Source organism: Streptomyces sp. NRRL B-24484, assembly GCF_000717715.1.
In the GTDB taxonomy this organism is placed as follows: Bacteria; Actinomycetota; Actinomycetes; order Streptomycetales; family Streptomycetaceae; genus Kitasatospora.
In genome coordinates, this window is the sequence record NZ_JOAI01000019.1 from 21,946 (window position 1) to 48,844 (window position 26,899).

Genomic DNA, 26,899 nt, shown 5'->3' on the forward strand with positions numbered 1-26,899 from the left:
TGCACGTCGGCGACCGGGCGGATCAGGCTCGCCGCCCGACGCCCGGTGGGCCCTGCGGGGTGGATGTCCACAGGGCCCCGTCGTCCGGGTCAGGCTCGCCCGTGCGGGCGTTCGCTCAGCCGATGGCCCAGCGCTGCAGGGTGGAACCGGTGTCCTGCTCCTGAGTGACGAGGGCGCCGTCGGTGGTCGAAGCGGTGGTCAGCGAGAGGTGGCTGTTCTGCGAGACGATCCTGTAGCCGCCGTTGGCGGCGGTGATCTCCCAGCGCTGGTTGCTCGTGCCCTTGCAGTACCACTGGATCACCTTGGCCCCGGCCGTGGGGGAGCCGCCGCTGACGTCCAGGCAGAGCTTCGAGGAGCCGTTGGCGATCTGGTAGCTGCCGTCGGTCTGCCGCGTGAGGACCCACGTCTGGTTGGATCCGCCGTTGACGCCCCAGGTGATCATCTGGGTATTGACGTCGGGCGAGGCGGCCGGGTCGTCGAGCGCCTTGCCCGAGGTCCGGATGACGCGGGTGCCGGCCAGTGCCGGGCTGACGGTCCAGCTGAGGGAGGCGCTCCCCGACGGACCCGTGCTGTCGGTGACGGTCACGTTGACGGCGTACGTACCCGTCGTGGTCGGCGCACCGGTGACCAGGCCCGATGAAGGGTTGATCGACAGGCCGGGCGGGAGGCCGGTCGCCGCCCAGGTCAACGCACCTGTGGCCGTGTCGGTCGCCTGCAGCTGCACCGAGGTCGCAGTCCCGACCGCTCCAGCCTGGTTGCCCGGGTCGGTCACCGTGACGCTTCCGGCGGTGCCGGTGTTCCAGATGTCGGTGATCGGGGTGGCCTGCGCGGCGGAACCGGCGTACGGCAGGCCGTACATGTCCTCGATGGTGCGCAGGACGCCGAAGTGGTCGACGTGTTCGCTGTAGGCGCCCGGCTTCACGGGCTGCCCGTTGACCAGGGTGGCGATCCGGTTGTTCCCGGCACTGTCGTCCTCGTCGAAGGTGGTGATGAGGACGCTGTTGTGGGTCTTGGCCCACTGGACGTAGGCGTCCAGGTGAGTCCTGAGCCAGGTGTCACCGGTGGCCACCGAGCAGTTGTGCATGTCGCTGCAGAGGTTCGGCACCACCCAGGAGACGGTGGGCAGCTGGGTGAAGTCGGTGGGGAAGGCGGTGAACGGCCTGTTGGCGGCGGCCGGCACGTTGCTGAAGTTGACCCACGGGTTGTGCTTGCGGGCGTAGTTGCCGCTGCTGCAGACCGTGGAGCCGGCAGCGGGGAGGTCCTCGGAGTAGCCGGCGAAGGTCAGGCCCTTGGCGATCAGCTGGGCGGCCTGGTTGTCGGTGCCGAAGGTGTGCGGGCAGGAGTCGTCCGTGACGCCCTGGTTGGAGCCGGAGAAGAGGTCCAGGTAGTTCGGCTCGCTGGGGTGCTCGATCGCGAAGGACTGGGTGAGGTTGGCGCCGGAGGAGGCGAGTTGGTTGAAGTACGGGGCCTGGGAGTTGCCGATGATGGAGGTCTCGGCGGTGTTCTCGAAGACCACGACCACCACGTGGTCGGGGCGCGGTACTCCGGCGGCGGCAGCGGCGGTGGGGGCGACGGTCGTGGAGGTGATGCCGGCGACCGTGCCGCCCATAAGTCCCAGGGCGGTGAGGCGAGAGACCGAACGGGGGATGCGCAACGCGAACTCCTCGGAGAGGCGGATGATGTATTCCATCGTTCGCCCCGACCTTTCTGTGTGCAAGTGCCCGGAGGTGAAATTCAGGAATAGTCGAAAATTTCAACAGAGAAGGTAGCTCGCATACGATCCAATTGTGTATGGAATTCCGCCGACGTGTGCTGGCGGACCATTCTATTGTCGGTCTGATTTCGGCACTGCGCTGCCTGGGCGTGATGAACCGGCGCGTGTTCGGCGATGTGCGGGGCCGAGTGGTGGCGGATTATTGGGGTTCCAGGGGGTGGGCGGGCTCAAGCGGCGGGGCCTGCGGGCTGAAGGTTTTGTCGGGAGGGCGCTGTCCGTCGGAAGTCAACGGAATCAAAGGGCTTTGAAGGTGATACAGGGCCGCGCGATCCGTGGTCAAGGAAGGGTGGGCGAATCGGGCCCGTTGGCATCAGGTGTTGGTGTCCGCACGGGATGCGGGCCCGCATCCCGTCCTGCCGAGCAGTGTGCGGGCGCGGTGGGGAATCTCCGTTGTTCGAGCATGATGTCCTCGGAGTGGCCGTTCCTGGCCGCGTGGTGGCGGCCTGGCTGTCCGGGGCCTCGTCCGGGTGTGCCGCGGCTCGGTGGCTCGGGGGGCGTTCGGCGGCGCAGTGGGGCGCCGCCGCCGTTGCCGGTGAGGAGACCGAGCGGCTCGAATCAGGTTGTCCGAGGCGGGTCCGAATGTCGTTCGCGGATTGCCCGTCAGGGGGTCCAACCTGCTCGCGCCGTCCTTGACCGCACGGGTCCGGCGTGGTGTTCCGCCCATCCCTGCGCACTCATTTCCCGTGATAATTATCCTGTTCTGACGATTGATCAGATAAAGTTCGCGTGAGTCGTTGACCGCTCTCGGTGGGCTCTGCTTTGCTTCATGGCAGCGACCGGCACCAGCTGTCGGAGCGTCGGAATCCCGGTTCGGTCAGCACCTCGGTGACGCTCACCCCCACGCCGGCACGGAACGCTCCTCGCACACCATTCCGCCGCGCCCCATGTGTTGAACCCTGCCCGGACTCCCCGCCCGTGCAGGAACGGCGCGACGGTCCGACCTGCCGTCCTGACGCGAAGCGCCGGGCCCACGGTCGGACACCCCGAAGTTCCGCACCACCGGTGCCTTTCGCTGCCCCTGTCCCACGCAGTGGACCGCCCGCGCCGACCGGCGTCGGGGATCTGCAGGAGAGAGGAACCCCCCCACACATGGCTTTCGTCCGAACCGGCACCGCGGCACGCACGGCCCTGACCGGCGTCGCGTCGCTCTCGTTCCTTGCCGGAGCCTTGCTCACCGCCGCCGCACCCCACGCGGTGGCCGCCACTGCCACGGAGCAGTCGCAGAGCGGCTCCGTCGCCCACTCGAACAACCCCGCCAACCCGAACAGCCCCGCCTACCAGCACGCCTACCGGCACGGGGTGGTGCCGACGATCCCGCAGCAGGCCATGATGCAGTCCTGGGCGGCCGGCCACCCAACTGTCGACGCCGTGACCGGACCCAACACGCTGAAATACGGCGGCGGTGTCCACGGCGTCGGCGTGCAGAGCGGCCACTCCAAGGTGTACCTGGTCTTCTACGGCAACCAGTGGGGGGCGCAGAGCGTCGACGCCAACGGGAACGCGAAGTTCTCCGGCGACGCGAACGGGGCGGCGGGTGCCGCGCAGCAGATGTTCAAGGGCATCGGCACCGGCAACGAGCTCTGGTCCGCGGACCTGACCCAGTGGTGCGACGGGCCCAACGTGGCCACCGGCGCGACCAGTTGCCCGGCGAACGCCGCCTTCGTCCCGTACCAGATCGGTGGCGTGCTGTCCGGCGTGTGGTACGACAACGCGGCCGCGTCGCCCAGTGCCGCGACCGGTCACCAGCTCGGCGTGGAGGCCGTCAGCGCGGCCGCCCACTTCGGCAACACCACGGCTGCGTCGAACCGTGACGCGTACTACGTGATCCTCTCGCCGCCCGGCGCCAACCCGGACAACTACCTCGACGTCAACCCAGGGTTCTGTGCCTGGCACGACTGGAACGGCGACACCGACCTGACCGGTGGCGCGGCCGCCTCGCCCTACGGCGACATCGCGTTCAGCAACCAGCCCTACAACATCGACCGGGGAGCGGCCTGCGGCGTCGGCGCCGTCAACTCGCCCGGCACACTCGACGGCTGGACGATCACGCTCGGCCACGAGTGGCACGAGACGGTGTCCGACCAGTTCCCGTCCGGTGGCTGGACCAACCTCGTCAACGGCCAGAACGAGGAGAACTCGGACGAGTGCGTCTGGCTGCCGCCCGGCACCCCGGGCGGCATGGCCAACATCACCTTCGGCAGCTTCGGCACCTGGGCCGAGCAGGCCAGCTGGTCCAACGACACCAACTCCTGTGCCATCTCCCACCCGATCGTGGGCGGCGGCTCGACCGGCAACACCGTGACCGTCACCAACCCGGGCAGCCAGAGCGGCACCGTCGGCACCGCGGCCAGCCTGCAGATCAGCGCCTCCGACTCGGCCTCCGGCCAGACCCTCACCTACTCGGCCACCGGGCTGCCCGCCGGCCTGTCGATCAACTCCGCCACCGGCCTGATCTCCGGTACGCCCACCGCCGCGGGCACCTCCTCGGTGACGGTGACGGCCAGGGACATCGCCAACGTCACCGGCAGCACGTCGTTCTCCTGGACGGAGTCCGCCACCGGCGGCGGCTGCACCGCCCGCCAGCTGCTCGGCAACCCCGGCTTCGAGACCGGCACCGCCGCGCCGTGGACCGCCTCCGCCGACGTCGTCGACAACTCCTCGTCCGAGGCGGCCCACTCCGGATCCTGGAAGTCCTGGCTGAACGGCTACGGCTACGCCCACACCGACACCCTGTCGCAGGCCGTCAGCGTCCCGGCCGGCTGCAAGGCGACCCTCACCTTCTGGCTGCACATCGACACCGCCGAGACCACGACCACCTCGGCCTACGACACGCTGAAGCTCCAGGCCAACAGCACCACCCTCGCCACCTACTCCAACCTCAACAAGAACACCGGCTACGCCCGGAAGACCTTCGACCTCTCCGCCTACGCGGGCCAGACCGTCACCCTGAAGTTCACCGGCACCGAGGACTTCTCTTACCAGACCAGCTTCGTGATCGACGACACCGCCCTGAACGTCTCCTGACGAAAGGAAACCCGGCGACCGCCGGGGGCAGCCCCCCGGGCCCGCCCCCCGGCGGTCGTCCGCCTACCCGGTGACTCGCCCTCGCCCTCTCGAATGCGGCCACCGTCGACAACGCCGTCCGCGCCTACGGGCAGAGCATGCTCCCGCGCTCCACCGAGCCGTGAGGGCCGCGCGCCGGGGCGCAGACTCCGAGCGGTGCCACCGACACCCGCACAGTCAATGGCTCGCTGGATCTCCTTGCGCACCCAGGTGTGCGCGTACGCCCCGAAGGGCACTACGCGCGCGGGGCCGAAGCGGCCGGCGGCGACCAGGAGGGGTTCGTCGGCGGCGGGGTGGAGGCAAGACGTCGCGGTGGCCTGCGGTGCGGTGGGGCGTGGGTCCAGGTACTGCCGGAAGGCGAACGGCAAGTAGAGGTCGTCACCGAGATCGACCAGGCAGTCGAAGGCGAGTCCCGGCTCGTTGTGCTGCAGGAACTCGAGAGTCGCTGAGAGGTCGATGTCGGACAGGCCCGCACGGTGGGCCCGGGCAGTATCGAGGTGGCCCCAGGTCCGATTCCGGCTGGCCTGAGGCGCCTCATGGTCAGCGGTCATGGCGCCAGTGTTGCTGATGCTTCCGGCGGGTTCCGCGACTTTCACCGGCCGTCCGCCCCAGCGGATGCCTTTCTCACTGCGGATGCGGGCGTGCTCACGGCGCTGGGCGGCCAGGACGTCGGGGTCCGGCCGTAGATTGCGCACCGGCCGCGGTGGAAGTCCGGCAGCCGTTCGGCGGGCCGCTGCCGGTGGTCGCAGGGCGGGACGTCCCAGGTGAGGTAGGCCGGCCGGTAGTCCGTCCACCGCTGCTCCCACTGGGACCAGACCGCGCGCCGGGCCGCGCATCGCGGGCAGTCTGCGGGGCAGTCGGCCGCCGCGCACAGCGGCGCCGCCGTTGCCGAGCCCGCAGTGTGCCGAGACCTTCCGGTACGTGTCCGCCGGGTTCTCCCGGCCTCCCGTAAGGGCCCCAGCACCGACAGCAGTCCCTCGTCGTGTGCAGGATGCCCCCCCCACACACACACACTCGCCTCCAGCGTCAGCTCACCCGCCCGAGCCCTCCGGGAGGGCGGCCACCACGAGGGCGACGGCTTCCTCCGGAGTCTCGGTGCGCGCGACCAACTCCCCGCCTGGGCGCCGCACCCCGTACAGCCGCTCGTCGTGCGGGAACAGGCCGTACCCGACCTGCCCCTCCCAGTGGCCGTACCCGACCTGCCTGTTCTCGGAAGGCTCGATTCTGGTGGAGAACCATACGTTGAAGTGGCTGGTGATCGGCGTCAGCCTGCGGAGCGCCGGCTGGGCGTACGCCGCCACCAACAGCGCGTGCGTGCGAGGGGTCCGGCCCCACGACGATGTGTGAAAGCGGTCGAGCTTGACGTGCCACACCAACTCGACTGCGCCGAACGGCTCCTGCTCGTGCGCCAGGGCCCACGGGCGGAACCCGATGCCCGGGGCCAGGGCTTTGGTCTCTGTCAGCCCCGCACCGCTGATCCACGCCGCTGTTGCCCTGACCACTTCGGCCGGCTCCGCGATCCACCCACCGGCCATGGTCACGCCGTGGCTTTGCAGGCGCATCCAGAAGCCCCCGCACTGCTCGCCGGGCGGATACACCGACAACAGCCGCGAGCCCTCAGTCTGCTCGTAGGGTGGATACACCGTCACCCGCCGGCCGAGCCCCTCATCGCCATACGCCGCGATGGCCGAAACCTCACTGTCCGGCTCGGGCAGGACGACCCCGATGCCCTCCGCCGTACGCCTCAACACCTCCCCGAGCACGCCGTTGACCCACTGACGCTCGCCTGCCCCCGCCTCGAAGCTCACCCGCTCAGTATGCCGCGTGGCAGCGCCCGGTCTACCTGATCAACACATGGGGAGATGGGGGCCGACGATCCCTGTGACGGGAGGCGCAATTGCGGAAAGTCCGGGAACGGCAGCGTCGCCGGTCCGGGCGGTCGGGGGATGCCCGGCAAGAGCGGCACCGCCGCGGCCCGATGGTGGCCGCTGCGTCCTGGCAGCCGAACCTCCACCAGGCGGCAGACAACTGATGTCCGCGCGAGCAGCGGGCATCTCAGTTGTCCTGGAAGGACGCCATCTTCATGCTGGTCGACGACCTCAACGACACCGACAACACGTTCGTTGTCATCCAGCCGACGAGGACGACCCGGTCTGGTACGTCTCGGTGGCTGTCTTCGACGAAGGCGGCTACGAGATCGTCCGCCGCGACGCGAGCCGTCGCGAACACGACGTGGCAACCGAGACCGGCATCGGCACAATCGCTCGCGACCTCATCCTCTGGCTGGCCGCCCGAAGCTTTCCAGGACGACCAAGCAGACGCAGCGTCGACGCCTTCTGAAACAGGCCCCAGGGCGAAACACTTCGCCCTGGGCGGCCTGTGCCGGCGCGAGAGCGGCGAAGCGACCCAGTGGGTGCGGCCCCGCTGCTGGTTGCGCCGCCCCCGCCTCCGTACCTGGAGGCCCGGAGCCGAGGCCGTCAGCCACCAGTCAGTTGAGGTGGAATCCGACGGACGGTCCGTTGGCCCGGTATCCCCCCGCCCGGGTGTACTCGGTGGTGCTGATGGAGAACGTCTGGCCCGGGAAGCGGGCGTAGACGTCGGGGCTGGGCAGTTGCAGCCCCGCGGTGAAGCGGCCCTCGCTGTCGGTGCCGGCCCCGCCCATCTGGCTCGCGTGGAAGACGAACCTCACCGTCCCGTTGCGGATGAATCCGGAGCCGGTGAGGGTGACGGTCGTACGCATCGATCCGCTCCGGGGGCTGATGTCGAGCGTCCTGGGCACGTCCCGCGGCTCCCCGGCCTCCCCGCCCGGGCGGCCACCGGACCTGGAGGCTGTGGGTCGTCGGGCCGCTCGGCACCACCGGCACCTGGGCGAACCGCCTCTACCCGCACCGAGTCCTCACCCACCGCATCCGCGTCATCGAGGAGGCCGAGTCCTGGCCGGCGCTCGGCCCGCGCGGCCGCGACGTCCTCGACCTGATCGACCACCAGCTCCCCGCGCTCGCCCGCACCTGGGCCGAGACTCACCGAGGTCATGACGAACTGCAGTCCGGCAAGGTCGAGTTGACTCATCCGGTTCCCATCGCGCGGCGCTCGGCCCCAGCGAATCACGCCACCGGCGGGCGGGCCGGACGCCGCGGCCGCGGCTGACCCCACCGGGTGTCGGCCGATCGATGCACCGGCCGTCCCGCGGGCGGATCGGCGGATCCGGCACTGGGCCGTCCGGGCGGGGGCGCACCCGCTCACTCGGGGGCGGCCGAGGCGCGGCGCGCGGCCCGCCGCGGGCCCCGTGCGCTGCGCCGACGGAGTGGTGGTGCGGCTGATTTTCCGGCAAGTCCGTGCCCGAACAAACCCGCACGTGGGAACCATTCTGCAGCCCCCGCCGGGGCCCTCGGGAGGCGTGTCGCGGCGCGCGGGCCGCCCCGGCGGCGGCCCATGGTGGGGCGCATGGCTATCGACCTGAAGCAGACCGGGATCGATCCGGACCTGCCGACCATCCCCCCGACCCGCAACACCCAGGAGGCCGTCCGGGCCGCCCTGGGCGACCTGCAGGGCAACATCCTGCAGAGCCACGGCCGCGACCACAGCCGCCACCTGTTCATCACCTTCGCCACCGCCGGCGCCGACGACCGGCAGAAGTCGCGGCAGTGGCTGGCCTCGCTGGCCCGGCCCGAGTACATCACCTCGGCCCTGACCCAGTACGAGGAGGCGAACAGCTACCGCGACACGCTGCGGACCCTCGACCGCAACGGCGCGATCACCGCCGCCGACCGCACCGCGATGATCCTCTCCGCCAGCACCGTCTTCGTCGGCGCGCTGGTCTCCGCCGACGGCTACCGCGACCTGCGGCTCGGCGCCGACCTCACACCGGACGACCCGTCCTTCGCCGCCGGCGCCAAGAACCGGGTGACGGTCCTCAACGACCCGCCGGTGACCGCCTGGGAGCCCGCCTTCCAGGCCACCCTGCACGCGCTGGTGATCGTCGCCGACGACGACCCGACACTGCGCATCGACCCGCTGGTGGCGCAGCTGGAGCAGCAGCTCGCTGCCATCGGCGCCACGGTCGCCGAGGAGACCGGCACCGCCATGCGCTTCGACGCGCAGGGCAACCCCGGCCCGACCGGGAACGTCCACGAGCACTTCGGCTTCGCGGACGGCGTGAGCCAGCCGCTCTTCCTCGCCCGCGACATCGCACGGGCCAGGACGCTCAACGGCGGCATCGACGTCTACGACCCGAGCGCGCCGCTGGACCAGGTGCTGGTCAAGGACCCGGCCGGCGGCGGCGACGGCTACGGCTCCTACTTCGTCTACCGCAAGCTCGAGCAGGACGTGGCCGGGTTCCGCGGCGACGAGAAGGCCCTCGCCCTGGAGATCGCCCAGCAGGCCGACCCCAAGGCGCAGGACCCCACGGACGCAGACATCGCCCTGGCCGGCGCGTACATGGTCGGCCGGTTCAAGGACGGTACGCCGGTGGTCGAGCAGCAGGTGCCGGGGCTGGCCTCACTGCCGAACAACTTCAGCTACGACCGGGACGTCGACGCGGTGCGCTGCCCGCTCGCCTCGCACGTCCGCAAGGTCAACCCGCGCGGCGACAAGCAGCGCCAGTTCGGGGTGCCGCTCACCCAGGAGCGGACCCAGCGGATCGCCCGGCGCGGCATCAGCTTCGGCCCGGCGACGCTGGACCCGGCGCCCACCGACTCCGTCGGCCTGCTGTTCCTGTGCGCGCAGAGCAGCATCCCGGACCAGTTCGAGTTCATCCAGGCGCTCTGGTCGAACTTCGAGCAGTTCCTCGAGCCCGGCACCGGCCTGGACGCGGTGATCGGCCAACTTCCGCCGTCGGAATCCCGCGGCCAGGCGCTCGAACAGCCCTGGCCCAAGGTGTACGGCTCGCACAACCAGCTGGACTTCTCCCAGCAGCCGCCCGCCCCCACCAGCCCCTTCTTCCCGAAGCGGGTCGGCCAGCGGGTGACCATGCGCGGCGGCGAGTACTTCTTCGTGCCGAGCCTGAGCGCGCTGAAGCGCTTCGGCACGGTGGTCGAGTCGGCCGCGAACGGAGCCGGGGCGTGAGCGGCCACCACCGTGCCGTCGACGCCCTCGCCCGGAGCCTGAGCGGCTACGTCTGCGAGCCGGGCAGCGCCGACTACGCCCGGACGGTGGAGATCGACAACGGCCGCACCCGGACGCCCCCGGCCTACGTGGTGCGCGCCAACTCGGTCGCCGACGTCGCCCGGGCCATCGCCTTCGCCCGCGAGCTCGAACTGCCGATGACCGTCCGCGGCGGCGGCCACAGCGCCGCCGGGTACTGCCTCAACCGCGGCGGCGTCGTGCTGGACCTCGGGCTGATGAAGGGCATCGCACTCGACCGGGACACCGACCGGCTGCGGGTCCGGATGGGCGCGATCTGGAGCGACGTCTACGGATACGTCTCCCGCAACGCGACCCCGCTGATCCCGATCGGCGGCGGCTGCCTCACCGTCGGCCTGCCCGGCTTCCTCCAGGGCGGCGGCTACAGCTTCGTCTCCCGCTCCTACGGCCTCGGCAGCGACAACGTCCTCGAGATCAAGCTGGTCGACGCCGCGGGCCGGCTGCGGACCCTGACCGCCGACGCCCCCGACCCCGCCGACCGGGACCTCTTCTGGGCCTGCCGCGGCGGAGGCGGCGGCAACTTCGGCGTCGCCGTCGAGATGACCCTCCAACTGCACACGCCCGCGGCCGCGACCGTGATGGGCGGCGAGCTGTCCTACCCGCTGGAGCGCGCCCAGGAGGTGATCGCCGCGTACGACGCCTGGGCGAAGGACGTCCCGCAGGCGATGGCCGCCTACGGCTACGTCGGGCGCGACCCCGACCCGGCGGACCCGACCCGGAAGGTTCCCACCTTCCGGATCACCCCGGTCTTCAACGGGGAGTACGCCGACGGCGTCGACCTGCTGCAGCCGATGCTGCGCCTGCACCCGTTCAACGTGAGCGTCTACTCGATGCCGCTGCCCACCTGGGAGGCCACCATCGGCCGCTCCACCCTGGTCGGCGACCGCCAGGCGTACATCCGCTCCGGGGTGATCGGCGAGGACGGCTGGCGCGGCGACATGATCGAGGCCCTCCAGGACGCGATGGAGAACGCCCCCTCGCCGGACAGCTTCGTGGTGTGGACCCACGGCCGCGGCAAGGTCATGCACCCCGACGGCGACAACCACGGGCCCTACCCGCACCGCGACAAGCGCTACGTCTTCGAGCTCAAGGCGATCTGGACCGACCCGGCCGACACCCGCACCAACGTGGAGTGGGCCTTCGACGTCGGCGAGGCGCTCAGCGCCGACTTCCAGGGCGCCTACGTCAACTACATCGACCCGCTGCAGAAGGACTGGGCGGTCGCCTACTACGGCGACAACCTGGCCCGGCTGAAGGCGATCAAGGCGGCCGCCGACCCCAGCGGCTTCTTCCGCTTCCAGCAGTCGGTCGACTCCGCCTTCGAGCCGGACCTGAGCCGCCCGCTCGACCTGAGCCCGATCAACCGCACCCTCGTCTGACCCGCACCCCCCGGGAGCACGCCATGACGGACCACGGCACACCCACCCCCAGCCCCCAACAGATCTTCACCGAGCTCTCGGTGGCCCTCACCGGCTTCGACCGCGCCGAGCTGGCCGGCACCGGCCTGATCGAGAGCCACTACTCCACCCTGCTGCGGATCATCGGCGAACGCGAGGCCGGACACCTGTTCCTGGCCGCCGCCGAGGCCCTCGCCGCCGACCGCAGGAACCACGACGGCGAGGCCCTGCGCACCCGGGTCGTCGAGAACCCGCGCTACGCGCCGGTGATCATCAGCCTGATCAAGCTCTGGTACCTCGGCAGCTGGTACCCGCTCTCCGGCGGCTACCGCGACGTCAACGGATCCACCGCCGAGGACGTCGAGCACGTCGTCTCCCCGCAGGCCTACCGCGAGGGCCTGGTCTGGGTCGCCGCCGGCGCCCACCCGATGGGCGCCAAGCCGCCCGGCTTCGGCTCCTGGGCGGAGCCGCCGTCCATGCCCGTCTTCTGAGCCGAGGAAGCGCCACGAGGAGCGAGGAAGCGCCATGAGCACCAACGACCACGACATCGTCATCGTCGGCGGCGGCATCTCCGCCGCCACGATCGCCAAGACCGTCATCGAGAAGGCTGCCGCCCAGAGCCCGCCCCGGCACCCCCGGATCCTCATCCTGGAGGCCGGCCGGGCCACCGCGATGAGCGCCGACAAGTACGACACCTACGTGGACGCCTACCAGGCCGCACTGGCCAAGGTCCCGAACGCCCCCTACCCGGCCAGCAGTTCGGCGCCCCAGCCGGACGTGCTCGACATCGGCCGGCCGATCATGAACCCGGACGGCACCACCAAGGTGCCCAGCGACAACGGGTACTTCGTCCAGATGGGCCCGCTGCCCTTCGGCAGCGACTACGCCCGCTCCCTCGGCGGCACCACCCTGCACTGGCTCGGCACCTGCCTGCGGATGCTCCCCAACGACTTCCGGATGCGGGACACCTACGGGCACAGCGTCAACTGGCCGCTCTCGTACGAGGAGCTGAAGCCCTACTACGAGCGCGCCGAGTGGGACATCATCGGGGTGTCGGCCAACGTCGAGGACCAGGTCTACCCCGGCATCGGCGGCGACCCGGCGAAGTTCTTCAGGAGCGCGAACACCGCGAAGTTCCCCGACGGGGCCTACCGCTTCCCGATGGAGCGGATCCCCAGCAGCTACCTCGACCAGTACCTGGCCAAGAAGTCAGCCGGCCTGGTCGTCGAACTCACCGACCGGCAGGGCCGGCCGCACACCTTCCCGATCGAGCTCAGCAACACCCCCGTCGGCCGCAACTCCCAGCCCTCCGACGGCTACCAGGTGATCGGCGCGGTCGGCAACTTCGACCAGGGCCAGCGCTGCGAGGGCAACTCCAGCTGCATCCCGATCTGCCCCGCCCAGGCCAAGTACAACGCGCTCAAGACGCTCTACGAACTGATCGTCAAGTACCCCGACCGCGACCCGGCGGACGGCGCCCCCGCCAAGGCCCGGGTGGCCGTGCGCAGCCAGTGCGTGGTCTCCCGCGTCCGGCACACCACGCAGCCGGACGGCACGGGCACCGTCACCGGGCTCACCTACCGGACCTGGTTCGACGACGGCAGCGCACCGGTCGAGCACACCGTCACCGCCGACACCTACGTGCTGGCCGCCAACGCCGTCGAGAACGCCACCCTGCTGCTCGCCTCCGGCGCCGCCAACCGCAGCGACCAGGTCGGCCGCAACCTGATGGACCACCCGCTGCTGCTCACCTGGGGCCTGCTCGAGGACGGCGTCGGCGCCTACCGCGGCCCCGGCTCCACCTCCGGCATCCCCGCCTTCCGGGACGGCGGCTTCCGCTCGGAACGCACCGCCTTCCGCGTCGAGATCGGCAACTGGGGCTGGAACTTCCCCGAGAACGCCCCCTACGACACCGTCCACGACCTGGTCGGCGGCGGCGAGAGCGGAGAGGTCGGCCTCTACGGCCGGGCGCTGCGCGAGCGGCTCGGCGAGATCCTGCCCGCCCAGTTCCGGATCGCCTGGGAGCTGGAGCAGGACCCCGAGCCCACCAACCGCGTCACCATCGACGACCGGTACAAGGACGCGCTCGGCAACCACCGGCCCGTCATCCACTACGACCTCTCGCCCTACGTGCGGGACGCACTGCCCTGGGCCGCCGAGGCCAGCCGGCAGCTGTTCGCCCAGCTCGGCATCGGCGAGAAGGTCCGCCGCCCCGAGTACCGGCCCGGCGACTACACCCACTACGACGCCGACGACCCGTCGGCCGTCACCCACGACGGCGTCACCTACTGGGTCCGCGGCGCCGGACACGTCGTCGGCACCCACCGGATGGGCGACGACCCGGCCACCTCCGTGGTCGACAGCCACCAGCGCAGCCACGACCTGCCCAACCTGTACATCACCGGCTGCGGCAGCATGGCGACCCTGGGCACCTCCAACCCCACGCTCACCATGACCGCGCTGGCGCTCCGCACCGGCGACCGGATCGCCGAGCAGCTGAAGGGGAACGACGCATGACCGAGCCCACCAGGATCACCAGCATCAAGGACCTGAAGGCCGCACTCCAGCTGGCCGTCGGGCTGGAGCTCAGCACCGTCCCGGTGTACCTCACCGGCCTCTACTCCATCGACACGGGAGGCAACACCGACGCGACGCAGACGATCCGCAGCGTGGTCATGGAGGAGATGCTCCACATGACGCTCGCCGCCAACGTCCTCAACGCCCTCGGCGAGATCCCCAGCACCGCACCGGTCGACTTCCACGGCCGCCGCAACCTCAGCCCGATCCCCGCCTACCCGCTGGACAGCCCGCTGGTCACCGGCATCGGCACACTCGAGCTGCTCCCGCTCACGCCCCGCGCCGTGGACGGCTTCGTCCGGATCGAGCACCCGCTGCACGGCGCCGCCACCCTCGGCGACATCCCGGCGCAGCCGGGCGGCTTCCGCACCATCGGCGAGTTCTACGACGCCGTCGACGCCGCCCTGGCCGACCCGGCGATCTGCCCGGACAGCGCCTTCCAGCCGGTCCGCCAGATCCCCGACAGCGAGTACTACGGCGGCGCCGGACACGTCGTCGAGGTGAAGGACCGCGCCACCGCGCGGGAAGCCGTCCTGAAGATCATCGACCAGGGCGAGGGCCTGCCCGAGGAGTGCCTGCACCGGCCCGCCAAGACGGTCACCGACGCCGACCGGCTCGGCTCCGGCTGGCAGATGTACTCCCACTACGCGCGCTTCCGCGAACTGCAGGCCGGCCGCCGCTTCCGCACCGACCAGCAGGCCGGCGAGCACCCCGAGGGCGCGCTGCTGCTGATCGACTACTCCGCCGTCCGGCCGGCGCTGTACGTCCCGCGCAACGGCGACGTGGACGGCAGCCCAGAGGGCGCCGCCCTGGACGCCTTCGACCTGGCGTACTCGCACCTCGTCGACGACATCTACCGCGCCTTCGCCGGCCGGCCGGTGGAGGTCACCGACCCGCTCGACCCGCACGCCGAGCGGGAACGGCCCGCGCTGCGGCTGGCCGTCCACGCCATGTACGGGCTGAAGAACGCGGCCACCGCCCTGATGCGCACCCCGAACCCGGCGAAGCCCGGGCACACCCTGTGCCCCCGGTTCTCCTACGTCCCGCCGGGCGGGGACCGCGACAAGCTCGTCCAGCGGCTCGAGAACCGCACCGACAACCGCACCGACAACCGAGGAGGACAGCCGCGATGATCTCCATCGTGACCAAGTGGTGGTGCGTGCCCGGCCGTGAGCAGGAGGCCGTGGACGCCCTGAAGGACCTGGTGCGACAGGTGGAGGAGGGCGAGCCGGACACCCTCATGTACTGCCTGCACACCGCCGTGGTGGAGGGCTCGCTGCCGCCGCCCACCCCGAGCGAGGTGATCTTCATGGGCGCCTGGACCAGCCGTCAGGCCTTCGACGACCACCGGACGGGGCCGATCTTCACGGACTGGCTGGACAAGAACCTCGACCTGTTCGTGCAGAACGACGGCAAGCTCTACGTCAGCGCCGAGTTCGCCGACCGCTTCGCCGGCTTCGTCCGCGGAGCCGCCATCGGCTGACGGCCCGCCGTCAGCGTCGGAACCTGCCGCTCCGGAAGGTCCACCGGCTGCGCCGCTGCCGGGGGACGGCGGGGCGGGGGGGCGTGGGGCGGGAAGGTTCCGACGCCGGCGGCACGGCGGTGGGCGGTGCCGCCGACGGGGTGGAGAGGACGGCGGCTCCGGGCGCCGGGACCTTGGCCACCTTCGGGGTGAACCGGCCCGGCAGCTCGATCAGGTGCCGGGAGATCCAGGCCGAGGTCCAGGTCAACTCGGCCTGGGGGAAGGCGAGTCGGAGGTCCGGGCAGTCGAGGGGGCTGTTCGCCGTGCGGTGTGTCCATGCGCCGATCCTTGCCGGATCCCGCCATGGTGCGGCCCGGGTGCCACCTCACAGCGGGACGACGACGAGGCCGGCGACGTATCGGGCCAGCCGCGATGGGCCGTGTCCGGCGAGTGCCCGGTGGACGTCGTCGGGCACCGTGGGCCGCAGACCGGCGGCGACGTGGCCGAGATGGGCGACGGCATGGAACCGCGCCCTCCGCCCGGGTCGGTCGAGCAGGGTGCCGTCGGTGGTCCGGGCCGCGCACGGCGGCTGGTGCCGCAAGGCGTCGTGGACGATCCGGGCGACCGCGCCCGCGCCGGACTGCGGTTCGGCGAGCAGCGGCCGCAGCCGGCGGTGCACGCCCTGCCGGGCGAGTTCCGCAGCCGTGGCGACGGGCGGGAACGGCTCGGTGCCGGGGGCGAGGAGCGACGCGAACGGGACGGCGCGCTCCAGCAGTTCGGGTCCGTCGAGGCCGCCGAGCCGGAGCCCGGCGTTCTCGGCCTCCTCGGCCCGGTACCGGAGGTCGGCACGGACCGCCAGGGCCGGCAGCAGGCCGGCAGCCCGGGTGTACGGCTGCCGGTCGTCCGCGGCCGCCTCCGTGGCAGCCGCTTCTCCTGCAGACCCGCCGGCGGTGGCGGTGGCCGCCCCGGGGTGGAGCAGCAGCGCGGCGGGCACACCGAAGTGCTCGGACGTGTACAGCAGTCGGGTCAGCTGCGTGTCCGGGTGGGCCCGGCGGTCCGAGCCGATCCGCCAGACACCCGCGTGCCGGGTGAGGCTCCGGACCTGGATCAGGCAGCCGAAGCCCCGCCCGCCCGGCTCCACCCACCACCAGAGCAGGTCAGCGCCGGTGGCCCTGCCGAGGTGGCTGTTGAACGAGACGTACCGGGCCGCGGGCGGCAGCTCCCGCAGCAGCCCGCGGACGATCGCCTCCTCCGCAGGGAAGGACCCGCGGAAGAGCTCCCGGGCATGCATCCAGGGGCGGCGGCTGCGGGCAACGGCCCGGCCGTCGATCGGCAGACGTGCCCGGCCGGCCAGACTCATCGAGCTGCGCCCCCTCCGGTGCCCGGGCCGGCGGCCGGGTCGCAGGCCGCCGTCGTGGTCGAGCCCATGATGACCCATCGCCGTGTCCGCCGAGGGGGCGCCCCCGGCATCTGAACGCGCGGCCGGGAGGCCGGAGGCGCGTGCAGCGCCCGCGGCCTCCCGGCGCGGCAGCAAGACCGCACCTGACGGCCCAGTCCAGGCGCAGGCGTCACACGCGTCTGATCGCGACCGCAACGGAGTTGGTGGCCGAGTGCGCGCAGGCGGCCGCGGCCGTCGACGGGCCGATCGCGGACGCCCCGCCCGAGCGGGAGGGCGTGCGGGGGAGCCCGTGGCCCATCGCCGCGCTCGCCGCGAGCGCATCGGTCCGCCGCGACGATGCGACGATGCGCGACGAGGAACGCCGGCCCGCCGAGGCGGGCCGGGAGGGCGGGCAGGGCCGGACCATGTTCCGGCGCCGCTGCTCCCCTGGCGGGGGCGGAGAGCGCCGTGCTCGGCGAGCAGGTCGGCACGGACATCGTGCCGGGGCGGGCGCCGCCGGTGACCGCGGAACAGACGGCCGCCGTGGGCCTGGTCGGTGCGGGGTCCGACGTCATCGAGGCGTTGGAGGATCCCGAGGAGGCGTTCGCGCTGCCGGCCGAGCTGACCGCCACGGGCGAGCACAGCGGTGCGGAGGTTCTCGGCCAGGCCACCCACACCGTGCTGGTGGCGGCCCTGCTGGTGTTGCAGGACGCCGCCCGTGAGAGGAACCCGAGCCTGACGGCGGAGGGCTGCCTGCATGCTGCCCGGCAGCTGGCCCTGGTGGTGTTTGTGGCGAGCCTGGACCCCGAGCCGGTCCGGCCCCCGGCGGCCCACTCCCTCGTGGGTGGAGGGTCGTTCCGCCGTAGCCTGCGACAACGTGCAGCTGCGGTGTTCGTGCTGCCCCGACGCACGATCGGCTGTAACTGCCGGCCCTCCGCGGTTGTCGGTGGCCTCTGGTCTGATGCCGGGCGAGGTCGAGCAGCCGGGAGGCGGAGGCGATGGGCATTCTGACGGACTACTTCCGGGCGCCGGACGCCGATGCCGTCCGGCGGGTCCTGGCACGGACGGAGGGCTCGTCCCCGCTCTCGGGCCGGCAGCCCGCCTTCGACGGGGTCCGGTCCAAGGGGCTGGATCCGTACGTCGTCCTCGGACAACTGGTCGCGGCCGTCCAGGAGGTCCCCTGGGACGTCGACATCGTCGAGGACACGCCCGTCCGGCCGCCCGGCCCGGAGCCCCACGCGCACGTGGTGGACGACGACGACCCTTGGGCGACCGGACCGTGGGTGGTGGAACTCCATGCCGCCACCCGTGACACCCTCGCAGGGGTGCCGGACACGGAGGTGCCGGCGGTCGCCGCACGGTGGGCTCGGACGGAGGAACTGCACGGCGTCGACGGCGAGGACATGCAGCCGGCCGTCACCTGGCTGGTCGGCCTCGCTCGGCGCGCCCGGGCGGACGGCGAACTCCTCTACTGCCGGACGTGCCTCTGAGGCTGCGCCCACCACGTGCTCCGAGCGACGACGGTGCGGCCCGGGAGTTCAGGCACTGCTTCGCGGCGGTCGGCACCAGGCCGCCGAGGCGGGTCCTCGCGTGGTCGTGGGCCATCAGGTGCTGCAGGGTCGGGACGGCTCGCGGATCCCTGGTGGCGGCGAGGGCGCGGCAGGCGGGTGCGTGCAGGCCGTCGCCGCGGAGGAGGCGGCGAGCTTGGCGACCGTACGGAAGAGCAGGTGGACGGTGCTGTCCGTGCCGCCGACGGGCAGGGCGTCCAGGTCGCCGGCCACCGCCGCCGTGGGGTGGGGCCCGGGAAGTGCTGCGCCGACGGGCGCAGCTTCCCGGGCCCCGGGACGGCGGGGTCGTTCACCGATCAGCCGCAGTGATCCCAGTCGGACGCCCAGCGGATGCCCTCCGCCTGCCCGCCCCAGGAGATGCAGGTGTTCTTGGCGCTGAGCTTCACCGGGCCGGCGTAGAACTTGTAGAAGCCCCAGTCGGGGGACTCCACCATGTCGCTCTTGCGGATGATCTGTACCCGCAGGTCGTACGTCCTGGTCCCGTTAGGGCTCCGCACCCAGGTGACGGCACAGTTGCTCGACCCGTTGTAGAACAGGTAGATGTCGGCCACCGTGCCGAGGGCGTGGTGGTCGATCTGGTAGTAGCCGCTGCCGCATGCGCCGCTCGGGGTGGTGGCCGCCGCGGCCGGCGTGGCCACGGACACCGTTCCCGCGACCATGGCCAGAGCGCTGAGCGCGAGGGCGGCTGTCCGCTGTGACGTGCGCATGAATCTCCGTTCGGTACATCCCTGTCTGGATCTTGCCGCAGGCACGATAGCAGCGGGCAAGATCATCTGACTACGGGTCGGGGCGGCCGGTGGGCCGATCTCGTCCGGTTCCACTGCAACCTGACGTCGGGTCAGGAGCGTTGTCCATGCAGGGGTGGTCGAACGGCTGACTGCTCGGCGAGCTGTGCGAGCTGCCCCGGGGTGAGACCTTCCGCCGCGACCGGCCGACCGCGCCCACCCGCTGAGATCCGGCCGCACTTCGCCTCCAACCCCCGGACGGCCGGTCGGCGGCGGCGCCGAGGCCCGGTGACCGCTGCCGATCCCAGGTCCTGAACGCCGTCCGCCCGGCCGCCACGGGCCGCAGGCCATGGGTACCGTCCCCGGCCGGGAGCTCAAAGAGCGGTTCCGGCGACGGGACGGCCCGCGGGCGGCGCCCCACGCGCTGACGCGGCGTCGAACCGTGAGTGGGCCGGCCCTCACGCCGTCCCGGCCCGGGCGGCCTCAACCGCTGCCATCAGCGGCGTGATGTCCCGCTCGAAGCTCACCTCGTGCAGCAGCGTGGTCCACCGCCCGCCCGCGCGCTGCCGGACGAAGCAGTAACGCACCGGCACGCCCTGCTGCTCGCGGCGCATGATCACGGTGCCCTGGTCGCCGCGCACGACGGTGGCGAGGAAGCGCACGTCGTCCACCGAGTCGCCGACCTGCTTCCCCTGGTCGCGCATGGCCCGGAAGTGCAGTATGAACTGCTCCTTGGTGATCGTCACCACCTGCCCGGCCTCGTCGGTGCGGATGTTCTCGAACGACGGGTCGTAGAGCTCGTCCAGCGTCTCGACGTCCACCGCAAGGCCGGCGTCGAGGTACTCGCGCATGCGGGTGATCAGTGACTGGTCCATTGCGGCTCCTGTGCTTGTGGTTCTGTCGGACGGGGCGTGTCCCCCGCCCCTGCTGCACCAAAGTCGCACGGGCCGGCGGCAGATCACCGGCACGCCGCTGTCGGTCGGGTGCACCGCGTTGTCAGCGGACTGACGGATCGTCCGACGCCTCGGTCACCACGAGGGGGCGAACCGGCAGTCCGGGTGTTCGGGCGATTCCCGCCGGCCCTGGGCGTCCCATGACATCGGATCCGCGAGGGCCCGGCGCTGCGGGAGGACCCCTCCCGCTCCAACCGTCCCCACTCGCTCCCTGCGCGGTCCACCGCCCGGGATCCGCACCGACGAGGTCGGCCTGACGGAGCACCGGCGCCGGTCGCCGAGATCATCCGGGACTCGGCCCGGCGCCGGGGGTACCCGCCCTTCGTGCGCGAGATCGGCCGGGCCGTCGGCCTCTCCTCCACTTCCTCCGTCATCCCGCGGGTGTGCTGCGGGTCGGTGTCGGACGCAGCTGGACGGTTTGCCCTGGTCGGAGACCCACATCGGCTCTTCGGTGTGCAACAGCGCCGTTGCAACTGATCGGTTGTCCGGGTACGGGCGGACGGGAGATGTCGCTGATCCTGTGACGCCGGGCCCGGCGGGAGCCGGTGCGAGGTGGCGCGAGGTCGAGCCCGAGGTCGCCACGCAGGCATCCCCGGCCCCCGGAAATCGCACGTACGGGTGGATGCGTACCGGGCGTGTTTTCGACAGGTCGAATGAGAGCCACCTGGGCGGCGAGTTCGGGAGCCACTGCGTGATCAGGCGCCGGGTGCGGGGCTTGTGCCTTCGTGATCGGCAGCGAGTTCCGGAGCCACCCCGATCGAGTGACCTTTGCCCGCGCCGGCATGGCAGCCGCTGCCGAGCGGCCGGGCGTGGGTAGTTTTGCGGTCCCAGGTCCTCTCGGGCCGGCCCCTGGTAGGCCCGGCCAGCGAGGGCCGGGCGTCCCCGCCCCGGATGCGGCCACGGCGGATCGAGAGCGGCACAATCGCCGGCGGCCTGGTTCGAAGCATTGCTTCCGGCCATGCCCAGGGTGGACTCTGGATGCTCGACCGTCGTTGGGGGGCACGGTGGCTCGGGTCTTCACTCGCATGTTTCTGATTGCTTCGCTCATGGCCGCGGCGTGCGGTGCGGCGGACGACGGGGGCCGCCCGGTCGTTCCGCCGCATTCAGCCAAGGTGTCGGCCCACCCGGTGGTTCTGCCGGATCCGGCCCCGGTGGAGGCTCAATGGGTCCTGGACACCTTGTCGCCGACGTCATACTGCCCGGCGCCCACGCTGTCGACCTTGATGGTGCTCGACTCCAGTGGTCACGATCGGGCTGAGGTGGTCTGGCTGGTGGACAACATCGAGGTGTGTTTCGCGAGCATCTACGGTGGCGCCTTGATGCCATTGCAGGATGTCCGGCGCAGCCGGGTCGACGAGCTCGCCGCTGAGCCCGAGCCCATCTGGCTCACGAGCGAGGAAGGCGCGGCGGGCGCGCCGTACCTGTTCGCGGTCTTCACCGGCGCGGTGGGCGAGGTGACGATCAAGGGCGACGGCTTCCACGTCTTCAGTCCGGTGCACCACCGGACGGTCGACCTCGGCGACGGCCGATTCGTCACCTTCGTCGGGTTCCACTTCCTGGACTTCAACGTCGAGGTCAGCCCCGATATGGCTCTGTGCACTTCGGAGGGGTCCTGCCGAAAGCTGACGTGACACGCACGGGCCTGCCGCGAGGCCAGGCCCGGATCCCGGTCGGGACGCCTCTACCACCCCGGCTCCTCCGCTTACGCTCATCGTCTCGCCAACGCCCGCACCACCCTGAACCACGCCCGCACCGCCGCCACTGACCCCATCACCACCCCTCGCACCAACAGTCACCCCGGCCTCCTGACTGACCGTGATCAAGGACCACAGCCTTGCAGCGCCAGCTGGAGCAGTCGATCACCATCCGCGAACGCGGCGTGTCGCGCCCCTGCTCGGGGTGGCTCTCAATCTCGGTGTCCGAACCGGTGGCTCCCGATCTCGGTGTCCGACCGGCTCTCAAAACACCTGTCCAATACACCGGGCGCTGCTGCATGTTCAGAAGTTGTCCGGGCCACCGGCCACCGGACGTCGGGCGTCGGGGCCGGAAGACCAGGGGGTACGGGGCCGCTCGGCGCGTTCGCCGTCCACGACGATGTCGAGTCGCTCGTTGAAGAACGCGACGAGGCCCCGGATGTGCTCGGCATCGTGCAGGGGCTGCCGGTAGCTCCAGCCGATGTCGGGCAGGACACGGCCACCGGCCGCGGCGGACCAGTAGGACGCCTGTCCCTTGTAGGCGCACCAGGTGCGGGTACTGCTCGGGGTGAGCTCGGCGCGGACATCCTCGAGGGACAGGTAGTAGCGAGTTGGCAGCAGGGTCTCGAACAGCAGAGTCGGCCGGAACGACTCGGCCAGCACCTCGCCGTCCGACTCCACCCGGACATGGCGCGAGGCCGCCAGCACGTCGATGCGGTGGAACGGGTCCCTGGGGTGAGCGACGTTGCGTTCGTCTTCCTCGTACCAGGCGTCGAAAGCCCGGAAATCCAGGACGACGTACCCGTCCAGGGCGGGGTCGGCGGGCTGGAACCCGGCTCCGCACCGATCCTGCCCGTCGGCTCTCAGGTCTACTGCGCGGCCCTCGGCGCTGTGCACGGTGAACGGAACCGGCGGGTCGAACACCGGCCGGGCGAACAGGTCGGGCATGTGCGCGCCAGTACCGTCCGCGGCGGCCGTCTCCGCCGTGCCGGCCGGTGACAGCTCCGTCGAGATGTCGCCGACCGGCACGGCGTAGGACGCCACGATCCGACGCGGCTCCCAGACCAGCACGGCCCTCGTGGTGTCCACGACCGTGCGCCCGCCCAGGACGGCCCGGATGCGCTTGCCGATCGGCTCGTGCCGGAGCTCGCCCAGACCTTCGGTCAGCAGGTCGCGCATCCGCGTGCTCATCTGCGACTCCTCCAGAGGCAGGTCTCCCTGGCAAGTCCCAGCGTGGCACCGACAGCGACCGCTCGCGCGGCCGCACGGGCCGGTGCCCGTGCCGCGCCCTTCCCGTGCCTGCAGCAGGAGCACCGGGCCTACGCGGCGGGTGACCGGCGCTGGCGGCGCACAGCGCGTTCCGGGCTGGGGTGGACAAGCAGGACCAGGTCGGTCTCGGTTCCGGCATCCGCGGTGTGCGCCCGTACGTCACCGACGTGCGGGCGAAGTTCAAGTACGACGACCACAGGCCCGTCGAGCACCGCACCGACACCGCCCGCTCACCGAGCGCGGCACCGCCCTGGACGTGCCCACCGCGGCCCAGCAACCGCGCCGCCCGGAGCGCACCGGCACCTGGAAGCCCTGACCCGGCTGCCCCGGCCCGCTCTCGTCGAACGGACACCCCTTCGCGACGGCCATCTCGGCCCTGCCGTCGCCGACGCCTTCCCGACACCCTCATCGCCGTCGTCACCGCCACCGGCCTGTGCGGCCACGGGCCCCGGCCCGTCCCCGGCAGCGACCTGGCCGCCGAGGGCTGGGACCGGGACCCGTACCTGTGCGGGTCCGCCGAGCAGGCCGCACCCTCGCAGGCCGGATCTCCTGTACCGCCGACGGCTGGGCCACCCACATCGACGGCCGCCTCGTCATCGACGCCACCGACAGCGAACCCCGGCTCTCCCCCTGACGCACCCCTCGCCCTCACCCTGCTGCGCATGGCCCTCGACCGGCACCTCGCCCGACTCCCCACCGCCGGCAGAGAAGGGCGCCCGGGCGACGGCAGCCACAGTCGGCCGGGCAGGGCGAACGAACAGCGGCTCCCCGGGAGGCATTGGCATGAGCCCGGGGAGCCGCGACGATCCTCTCACCCGCCGCGGCACCGCCGGCACCGGTTCCCGGATACGGCCGGGCCGACAGGTGGGGCGGGGCCGGCGTGTGGTTCGGGTTCGGCGGCGCGGGACTTCGCCCTGATCGAGGACGCCGGCCACTTCGCCTCCTTCCGTCACCCCGAGCAGTCCTGCACCTCATGCTGACCAAGGTCCGCCCCCTGGTCGCCGACCGGCTACGGCCCGCCGCCGCGTGAAGCCGCCGCAGACGATCGCCCGGCCCCACCCCGCCCGACCGGCCGACCCATGAACCGCTCTGCAGGAATGCACCCCCGGCTCCACGGTCGACGTCCTGTTCACCTTCACGCCCGGCATGCCGCGCTTCGACCGTCTGCGCCTGCTCGGCCGGGTCATGCGCGGCGAGGCGAGCCCGCAGGAGATCAAGGACTCCTCCGAGCTGTACGACACCCACTACGTCGACAGCCCGCTCCGGTACGCCACCCTGGACACGGCTGCCAAGCGGCCCGGCCGTGATCGCCTATGACTTAGGCCACGCTTATTCCTAATGTCCTGGTTAGTCCAAGATGGAACCTTTAGGGTCATATCCATGCGAATCGTCCCCGCGACCCGAGCCTTCAGCAACAACCCCGCCAGCCCTGCCCCGGCGCGGGACTGCCACAGCTGCAACGGCTGGGGCACCCTGGTCGCGCCGAACGGACGAGGACTGATCGCCTGTCCCGACTGCCAGGACGACAACTGCTGACCCTGCGGCCCCTAACGCCCCACTCGGAACCCGTTCCCCCGCCCGCGACCCGGCCGAGCCTCCGACGCTCCGGCCGCGAGACCGAAGAGGTCGGCTCGCCGGCCGTTCCCGCTTCCCCCGCCCCGGCCACCCCCTCGCGTGCCGGCCAGGCCGTACGCGTGCCGTCCGCAGGCCGCCGGCACGGTCCGTGCACGGCCATGAACCTCCTGGTCAAAGCCCTGCGGCACGCAGTTCAGGCGGTCTACCATTCCCGGCACGGTCGCACTCTCATCCCCCGTGCCGGCGCGACCGTGCCCAGCGGTCGCGCCAATGTGCGGCCGCCGCCCGGCCGGCCGGGACGACGGCGCCGTTACACGCCCGCCGTCCCGGCCGGCTGCGCCCCGGGGGATCGGGGCAGGGATCGACCGGGCACCGTTTCGCGGACCGGACGGGTTGCCCGGGCGTGGATTCCCGCCCGGGCAGCACCAGGCCTGGCGGGGTCTGTCCATGCCTGAACTGTTCGGTCCGCTTCTTCCGGTGTTCGCTCTGCCGTGCTGCCCGGCCTGTGGGCGCGACCCCCAGGACACGCGGGCGGAGCCCGGCGGCACGCTGTGCTGCAGGTGCTGCAGGACGATGCGGCGGGTTCCGACGGGCCGACCGCCGTACGGGCCGGACGATCCGGCGGCGACCGTGCCGCACCCGGGGCGGTTGGCCGCTCCGACCGGTCGCAAGGCCCGCCCGGGCCGCTCGCAGCCCGGGAAGGCACAGCGGTCGTGATGGAGAAGCTCGGCGGGCCGCTCGCCCAGCTGCGGGAGCGCCTCCAGAGCGGGACCGGGTCCGGGCGCGGAACGGCGCTGGTGCGCAACGGGCGGATCCTGGCCGCGAGCGCGGTGCTGGCGGCCGGCCTGGGCGCGCCGTTCTGGCTGCTCGCGGCCCGCTGGTTCAGCACCGCGGCGGTCGGGCGCAGCTGCGCCCTGCTGTCGGCGGCGAGCTGCCGGCGGGGAGCGGGGAGTTTCAGGGCTCTGGCCGCACCTCCGTGAACGGCGGTCTGTGGGCGCTTCTACTCCCGCACTTCAGCGTGGGCTCCCGCTTCGAGGAGTTCGCGCACCGTGGCTTCAGCCACCTCTTGTGTCACATCCTCGAGGACGATGGCCGGCAGGCGGCTGATGAGGGACTTGCTGTGCCACAGGCTGAGCCCGGCCCTCCGGCGAACCACCTTCACGGCCTCGACGGGGCGCGGCCCGGGGTCGGTCAGAACCACTGAAATGGGCCCCTGATCGCAGACCAGCCAGGCGTACTCGTCTGCCATCTCTACTCCTCGGGGGCATGTCGGGCAGCAGCATAGAACACACGTCTGGTGGCCCTCAGGCCTTGTGTCGCCGGCCAAGGATTCGGATCCGCAGGAGACGGAACGAGGCCCGGCCGTACATTGCCCTCTCGATCGTTTTGGCGCGGTTGACGCTCCCTTCGGTGCTGGGGCGCTCGCGGTTGCGCATGATCCAGGAGGTGATCCGGCGCGGGCTCGGGACTTCCGCTGGTACGGCCGGGGCCGTGCCGGCTTTCAGAGTTCGCAGGTAGGGCGTGCGCGTCGAGTGTCCGCCGCGGAGCCCGCGTTCGCGGATCTGCCGTGGACGGCCCCTGTAGCCGCCCCGGCGCAGCTGCAGGAACGTGCGCCGGGGAAAGGACTGCGCCTCCACCCGCGCCCAGATCGTCTGGTCCAGGTAGTCCACGCTCAGGCCGGCAGCCGCGGTGCCCTCGCCCCCGGCAGCCACCCTGGGCCCGCCCCGCAGCCGTTCCCAGGACCACGAGCGCCCGACCGCTCCACGCTTCCGGCGGCCCGCCCAGCAGGCCGGCATGCGGTCGGGCAGAGGCGGGAACAGATCAGGTACTCATGTCCGCAGGGCGAGCAATCCTGGGGGGATTATGACGGGTGACCGTCACGGTGCGGCCGGCCCGACTCGCCGCACCCGGCGCCAGAAGATAGCGGCTTGGTCGGCTGCTCGGTACGGCCGCCATTCGGGAACGATCATCATTGGCGGCTTTCTGCTGTTGTTGGCGGCGGTGTTGTTACTGCTCGGGTCGCTCAGCGACAGCCCCAGTGAGCCGTGCCCGCCCAGCAAGATCTGTGATTTCGTCCGTTGAGCCTGCCGACCCCTCTGCGCTCCCACCAGGAATCGTCCACGTCGAGCATCCGCGCCTCGTCGATCCGTAGTCTCAACGGCCGGCGGTCACCCGAACGAGGTTACAAGCCCAGGTCCAGGCACTCTCGGCTGAAGGCGCCCCGCCGGTGCCGCGACCGCGGGCGCGACGCATGGCGCAGCAGCGAGGTGGGCCGGACCGGCCGGGCGGCCGCGACAGCGGTGACCGCCGTGCCCAGGAGGT

At 71.7% G+C, this 26,899-nt stretch carries 23 protein-coding genes and 4 pseudogenes; 16 read left to right on the forward strand and 11 right to left on the reverse strand.

Translation table 11 applies throughout. The annotated features are described in order from the left end of the window. Window positions 1–115: 115 nt before the first annotated feature. On the reverse strand, window positions 116–1,690 hold the full coding sequence (locus IE98_RS52265) for an RICIN domain-containing protein (protein ID WP_078661112.1): 1,575 nt from the start codon (window positions 1,688–1,690) through the stop codon (window positions 116–118). Between the two features lie 1,173 nt (window positions 1,691–2,863). Between IE98_RS52265 and IE98_RS50120 the strand changes: the two genes are divergently transcribed. Continuing rightward, a complete protein-coding gene (locus IE98_RS50120) occupies window positions 2,864–4,798 on the forward strand; it encodes an Ig domain-containing protein (protein WP_078661113.1) in 1,935 nt (644 codons plus the stop codon). A gap of 638 nt (window positions 4,799–5,436) precedes the next feature. On the opposite strand, the pseudogene IE98_RS52595 reads toward IE98_RS50120, so the two are convergent. Together IE98_RS52595 and IE98_RS0118325 are read right to left on the reverse strand one after the other, a co-directional pair. Continuing rightward, window positions 5,437–5,511, reverse strand: a pseudogene (locus IE98_RS52595) (integrase); the annotation flags it as partial. 357 nt (window positions 5,512–5,868) lie between these two features. Beyond that, window positions 5,869–6,645, reverse strand: a complete 777-nt coding sequence (locus tag IE98_RS0118325) for a DUF6193 family natural product biosynthesis protein (protein ID WP_030270215.1) — start codon at window positions 6,643–6,645, stop codon at window positions 5,869–5,871. Between the two features lie 251 nt (window positions 6,646–6,896). On the opposite strand from IE98_RS0118325, the pseudogene IE98_RS46400 reads away from it, so the two are divergent. Beyond that, window positions 6,897–7,177 (forward strand): annotated as a pseudogene (locus tag IE98_RS46400) (hypothetical protein). A 148-nt stretch (window positions 7,178–7,325) separates the two neighbouring features. Here IE98_RS46400 and IE98_RS0118335 read toward each other — a convergent pair. Further along, window positions 7,326–7,577, reverse strand: a complete 252-nt coding sequence (locus IE98_RS0118335; RefSeq protein WP_030270216.1) for a hypothetical protein — start codon at window positions 7,575–7,577, stop codon at window positions 7,326–7,328. 704 nt (window positions 7,578–8,281) lie between these two features. Here IE98_RS0118335 and IE98_RS0118340 point away from each other — a divergent pair. From IE98_RS0118340 to IE98_RS0118365, 6 genes are read left to right on the forward strand one after another with little or no spacing between them, the layout of a single operon-like run. After that, window positions 8,282–9,901 carry a Dyp-type peroxidase gene (locus IE98_RS0118340; RefSeq protein WP_052390669.1) on the forward strand — a complete coding sequence of 540 codons (1,620 nt, stop codon included), beginning with the start codon at window positions 8,282–8,284 and terminating at the stop codon, window positions 9,899–9,901. Then, window positions 9,898–11,358: an FAD-binding oxidoreductase gene (locus IE98_RS49190; protein WP_030270219.1), complete on the forward strand. Its 1,461-nt coding sequence runs from the start codon at window positions 9,898–9,900 to the stop codon at window positions 11,356–11,358. Before IE98_RS0118340 ends, IE98_RS49190 begins: the two co-directional genes overlap by 4 nt. Window positions 11,359–11,381: 23 nt before the next feature. Then, window positions 11,382–11,867, forward strand: coding sequence for a hypothetical protein (locus IE98_RS0118350; RefSeq protein WP_052390670.1), 486 nt, complete (start codon window positions 11,382–11,384; stop codon window positions 11,865–11,867). A gap of 34 nt (window positions 11,868–11,901) precedes the next feature. Beyond that, on the forward strand, window positions 11,902–13,893 hold the full coding sequence (locus tag IE98_RS0118355) for a GMC family oxidoreductase (RefSeq protein ID WP_030270224.1): 1,992 nt from the start codon (window positions 11,902–11,904) through the stop codon (window positions 13,891–13,893). Further along, on the forward strand, window positions 13,890–15,086 hold the full coding sequence (locus IE98_RS0118360; protein WP_030270226.1) for a ferritin-like domain-containing protein: 1,197 nt from the start codon (window positions 13,890–13,892) through the stop codon (window positions 15,084–15,086). The genes IE98_RS0118355 and IE98_RS0118360 overlap by 4 nt, the downstream gene beginning before the upstream one ends. After that, window positions 15,083–15,436 carry a putative quinol monooxygenase gene (locus IE98_RS0118365; RefSeq protein ID WP_030270228.1) on the forward strand — a complete coding sequence of 118 codons (354 nt, stop codon included), beginning with the start codon at window positions 15,083–15,085 and terminating at the stop codon, window positions 15,434–15,436. Before IE98_RS0118360 ends, IE98_RS0118365 begins: the two co-directional genes overlap by 4 nt. A gap of 364 nt (window positions 15,437–15,800) precedes the next feature. On the opposite strand, the gene IE98_RS0118375 is transcribed toward IE98_RS0118365, so the two are convergent. Then, a complete protein-coding gene (locus IE98_RS0118375; RefSeq protein ID WP_030270230.1) occupies window positions 15,801–16,775 on the reverse strand; it encodes a hypothetical protein in 975 nt (324 codons plus the stop codon). A 486-nt stretch (window positions 16,776–17,261) separates the two neighbouring features. Between IE98_RS0118375 and IE98_RS0118380 the strand changes: the two genes are divergently transcribed. Together IE98_RS0118380 and IE98_RS0118385 are read left to right on the forward strand one after the other, a co-directional pair. Beyond that, entirely contained in the window at window positions 17,262–17,804 is a 543-nt protein-coding gene (locus tag IE98_RS0118380; RefSeq protein WP_030270231.1) for a hypothetical protein, read from the forward strand. Then, on the forward strand, window positions 17,792–18,283 hold the full coding sequence (locus IE98_RS0118385) for a hypothetical protein (protein WP_030270232.1): 492 nt from the start codon (window positions 17,792–17,794) through the stop codon (window positions 18,281–18,283). The genes IE98_RS0118380 and IE98_RS0118385 overlap by 13 nt, the downstream gene beginning before the upstream one ends. 114 nt (window positions 18,284–18,397) lie before the next feature. Here IE98_RS0118385 and IE98_RS49195 read toward each other — a convergent pair whose 3' ends face one another. The 3 genes from IE98_RS49195 to IE98_RS0118400 form a co-directional block, all read right to left on the reverse strand. Further along, complete coding sequence (locus IE98_RS49195; protein WP_159400962.1) at window positions 18,398–18,574, reverse strand: hypothetical protein; 177 nt, start codon at window positions 18,572–18,574, stop codon at window positions 18,398–18,400. An 83-nt stretch (window positions 18,575–18,657) separates the two neighbouring features. Beyond that, window positions 18,658–19,068 (reverse strand): hypothetical protein, encoded by a 411-nt coding sequence (locus IE98_RS49200; protein ID WP_159400963.1) that lies wholly within the window; start codon window positions 19,066–19,068, stop codon window positions 18,658–18,660. 476 nt (window positions 19,069–19,544) lie between these two features. Then, window positions 19,545–19,961 (reverse strand): hypothetical protein, encoded by a 417-nt coding sequence (locus IE98_RS0118400; RefSeq protein ID WP_030270236.1) that lies wholly within the window; start codon window positions 19,959–19,961, stop codon window positions 19,545–19,547. Between the two features lie 223 nt (window positions 19,962–20,184). Here IE98_RS0118400 and IE98_RS46415 point away from each other — a divergent pair. Both IE98_RS46415 and IE98_RS0118405 read left to right on the forward strand, forming a co-directional pair. Continuing rightward, window positions 20,185–20,411, forward strand: a pseudogene (locus IE98_RS46415) (repressor LexA); the annotation flags it as partial. Between the two features lie 653 nt (window positions 20,412–21,064). After that, window positions 21,065–21,670, forward strand: a complete 606-nt coding sequence (locus IE98_RS0118405) for a hypothetical protein (protein ID WP_030270238.1) — start codon at window positions 21,065–21,067, stop codon at window positions 21,668–21,670. 366 nt (window positions 21,671–22,036) lie between these two features. Here IE98_RS0118405 and IE98_RS0118410 read toward each other — a convergent pair whose 3' ends face one another. Continuing rightward, window positions 22,037–22,924, reverse strand: coding sequence for a DUF427 domain-containing protein (locus IE98_RS0118410; RefSeq protein ID WP_052390671.1), 888 nt, complete (start codon window positions 22,922–22,924; stop codon window positions 22,037–22,039). Window positions 22,925–23,507: 583 nt separating this feature from the next. On the opposite strand from IE98_RS0118410, the gene IE98_RS51970 reads away from it, so the two are divergent. The 4 genes and pseudogenes from IE98_RS51970 (at window position 23,508) to IE98_RS0118425 (ending at window position 25,557) form a co-directional block, all read left to right on the forward strand. Then, complete coding sequence (locus IE98_RS51970) at window positions 23,508–23,636, forward strand: hypothetical protein (RefSeq protein WP_267882346.1); 129 nt, start codon at window positions 23,508–23,510, stop codon at window positions 23,634–23,636. A gap of 470 nt (window positions 23,637–24,106) precedes the next feature. Then, a pseudogene (locus IE98_RS42630) lies at window positions 24,107–24,319 on the forward strand (cupin domain-containing protein); the annotation flags it as partial. A 63-nt stretch (window positions 24,320–24,382) separates the two neighbouring features. Further along, window positions 24,383–24,538 carry a hypothetical protein gene (locus IE98_RS49205; RefSeq protein ID WP_159400964.1) on the forward strand — a complete coding sequence of 52 codons (156 nt, stop codon included), beginning with the start codon at window positions 24,383–24,385 and terminating at the stop codon, window positions 24,536–24,538. Between the two features lie 755 nt (window positions 24,539–25,293). Then, window positions 25,294–25,557: a hypothetical protein gene (locus tag IE98_RS0118425; protein WP_159400965.1), complete on the forward strand. Its 264-nt coding sequence runs from the start codon at window positions 25,294–25,296 to the stop codon at window positions 25,555–25,557. A 20-nt stretch (window positions 25,558–25,577) separates the two neighbouring features. Here IE98_RS0118425 and IE98_RS0118430 read toward each other — a convergent pair whose 3' ends face one another. Next, a complete protein-coding gene (locus IE98_RS0118430; RefSeq protein WP_030270243.1) occupies window positions 25,578–25,826 on the reverse strand; it encodes a ribosomal protein L7/L12 in 249 nt (82 codons plus the stop codon). A 55-nt stretch (window positions 25,827–25,881) separates the two neighbouring features. Then, entirely contained in the window at window positions 25,882–26,247 is a 366-nt protein-coding gene (locus tag IE98_RS0118435) for a hypothetical protein (protein ID WP_159400966.1), read from the reverse strand. Between the last annotated feature and the right edge of the window lie 652 nt (window positions 26,248–26,899).

Excerpts from the sequence above, each read along its gene's own strand:
- IE98_RS0118335 (WP_030270216.1), bottom strand. The coding sequence starts at position 7,577 with ATGCGTACGACCGTCACCCTCACCGGCTCCGGATTCATCCGCAACGGG.
- IE98_RS0118410 (WP_052390671.1), bottom strand. The coding sequence starts at position 22,924 with ATGAGCACGCGGATGCGCGACCTGCTGACCGAAGGTCTGGGCGAGCTC.
- IE98_RS0118430 (WP_030270243.1), bottom strand. The coding sequence starts at position 25,826 with ATGGCAGACGAGTACGCCTGGCTGGTCTGCGATCAGGGGCCCATTTCA.
- IE98_RS0118400 (WP_030270236.1), bottom strand. The coding sequence starts at position 19,961 with ATGGACCAGTCACTGATCACCCGCATGCGCGAGTACCTCGACGCCGGC.
- IE98_RS49205 (WP_159400964.1), top strand. The coding sequence starts at position 24,383 with ATGCGAATCGTCCCCGCGACCCGAGCCTTCAGCAACAACCCCGCCAGC.
- IE98_RS49200 (WP_159400963.1), bottom strand. The coding sequence starts at position 19,068 with ATGCGCACGTCACAGCGGACAGCCGCCCTCGCGCTCAGCGCTCTGGCC.
- IE98_RS0118375 (WP_030270230.1), bottom strand. The coding sequence starts at position 16,775 with ATGAGTCTGGCCGGCCGGGCACGTCTGCCGATCGACGGCCGGGCCGTT.
- IE98_RS50120 (WP_078661113.1), top strand. The coding sequence starts at position 2,864 with ATGGCTTTCGTCCGAACCGGCACCGCGGCACGCACGGCCCTGACCGGC.
- IE98_RS0118355 (WP_030270224.1), top strand. The coding sequence starts at position 11,902 with ATGAGCACCAACGACCACGACATCGTCATCGTCGGCGGCGGCATCTCC.
- IE98_RS0118340 (WP_052390669.1), top strand. The coding sequence starts at position 8,282 with ATGGCTATCGACCTGAAGCAGACCGGGATCGATCCGGACCTGCCGACC.
- IE98_RS0118350 (WP_052390670.1), top strand. The coding sequence starts at position 11,382 with ATGACGGACCACGGCACACCCACCCCCAGCCCCCAACAGATCTTCACC.
- IE98_RS0118405 (WP_030270238.1), top strand. The coding sequence starts at position 21,065 with ATGTTTCTGATTGCTTCGCTCATGGCCGCGGCGTGCGGTGCGGCGGAC.
- IE98_RS0118425 (WP_159400965.1), top strand. The coding sequence starts at position 25,294 with ATGGAGAAGCTCGGCGGGCCGCTCGCCCAGCTGCGGGAGCGCCTCCAG.
- IE98_RS0118365 (WP_030270228.1), top strand. The coding sequence starts at position 15,083 with ATGATCTCCATCGTGACCAAGTGGTGGTGCGTGCCCGGCCGTGAGCAG.
- IE98_RS0118360 (WP_030270226.1), top strand. The coding sequence starts at position 13,890 with ATGACCGAGCCCACCAGGATCACCAGCATCAAGGACCTGAAGGCCGCA.
- IE98_RS52265 (WP_078661112.1), bottom strand. The coding sequence starts at position 1,690 with ATGGAATACATCATCCGCCTCTCCGAGGAGTTCGCGTTGCGCATCCCC.
- IE98_RS0118385 (WP_030270232.1), top strand. The coding sequence starts at position 17,792 with ATGGGCATTCTGACGGACTACTTCCGGGCGCCGGACGCCGATGCCGTC.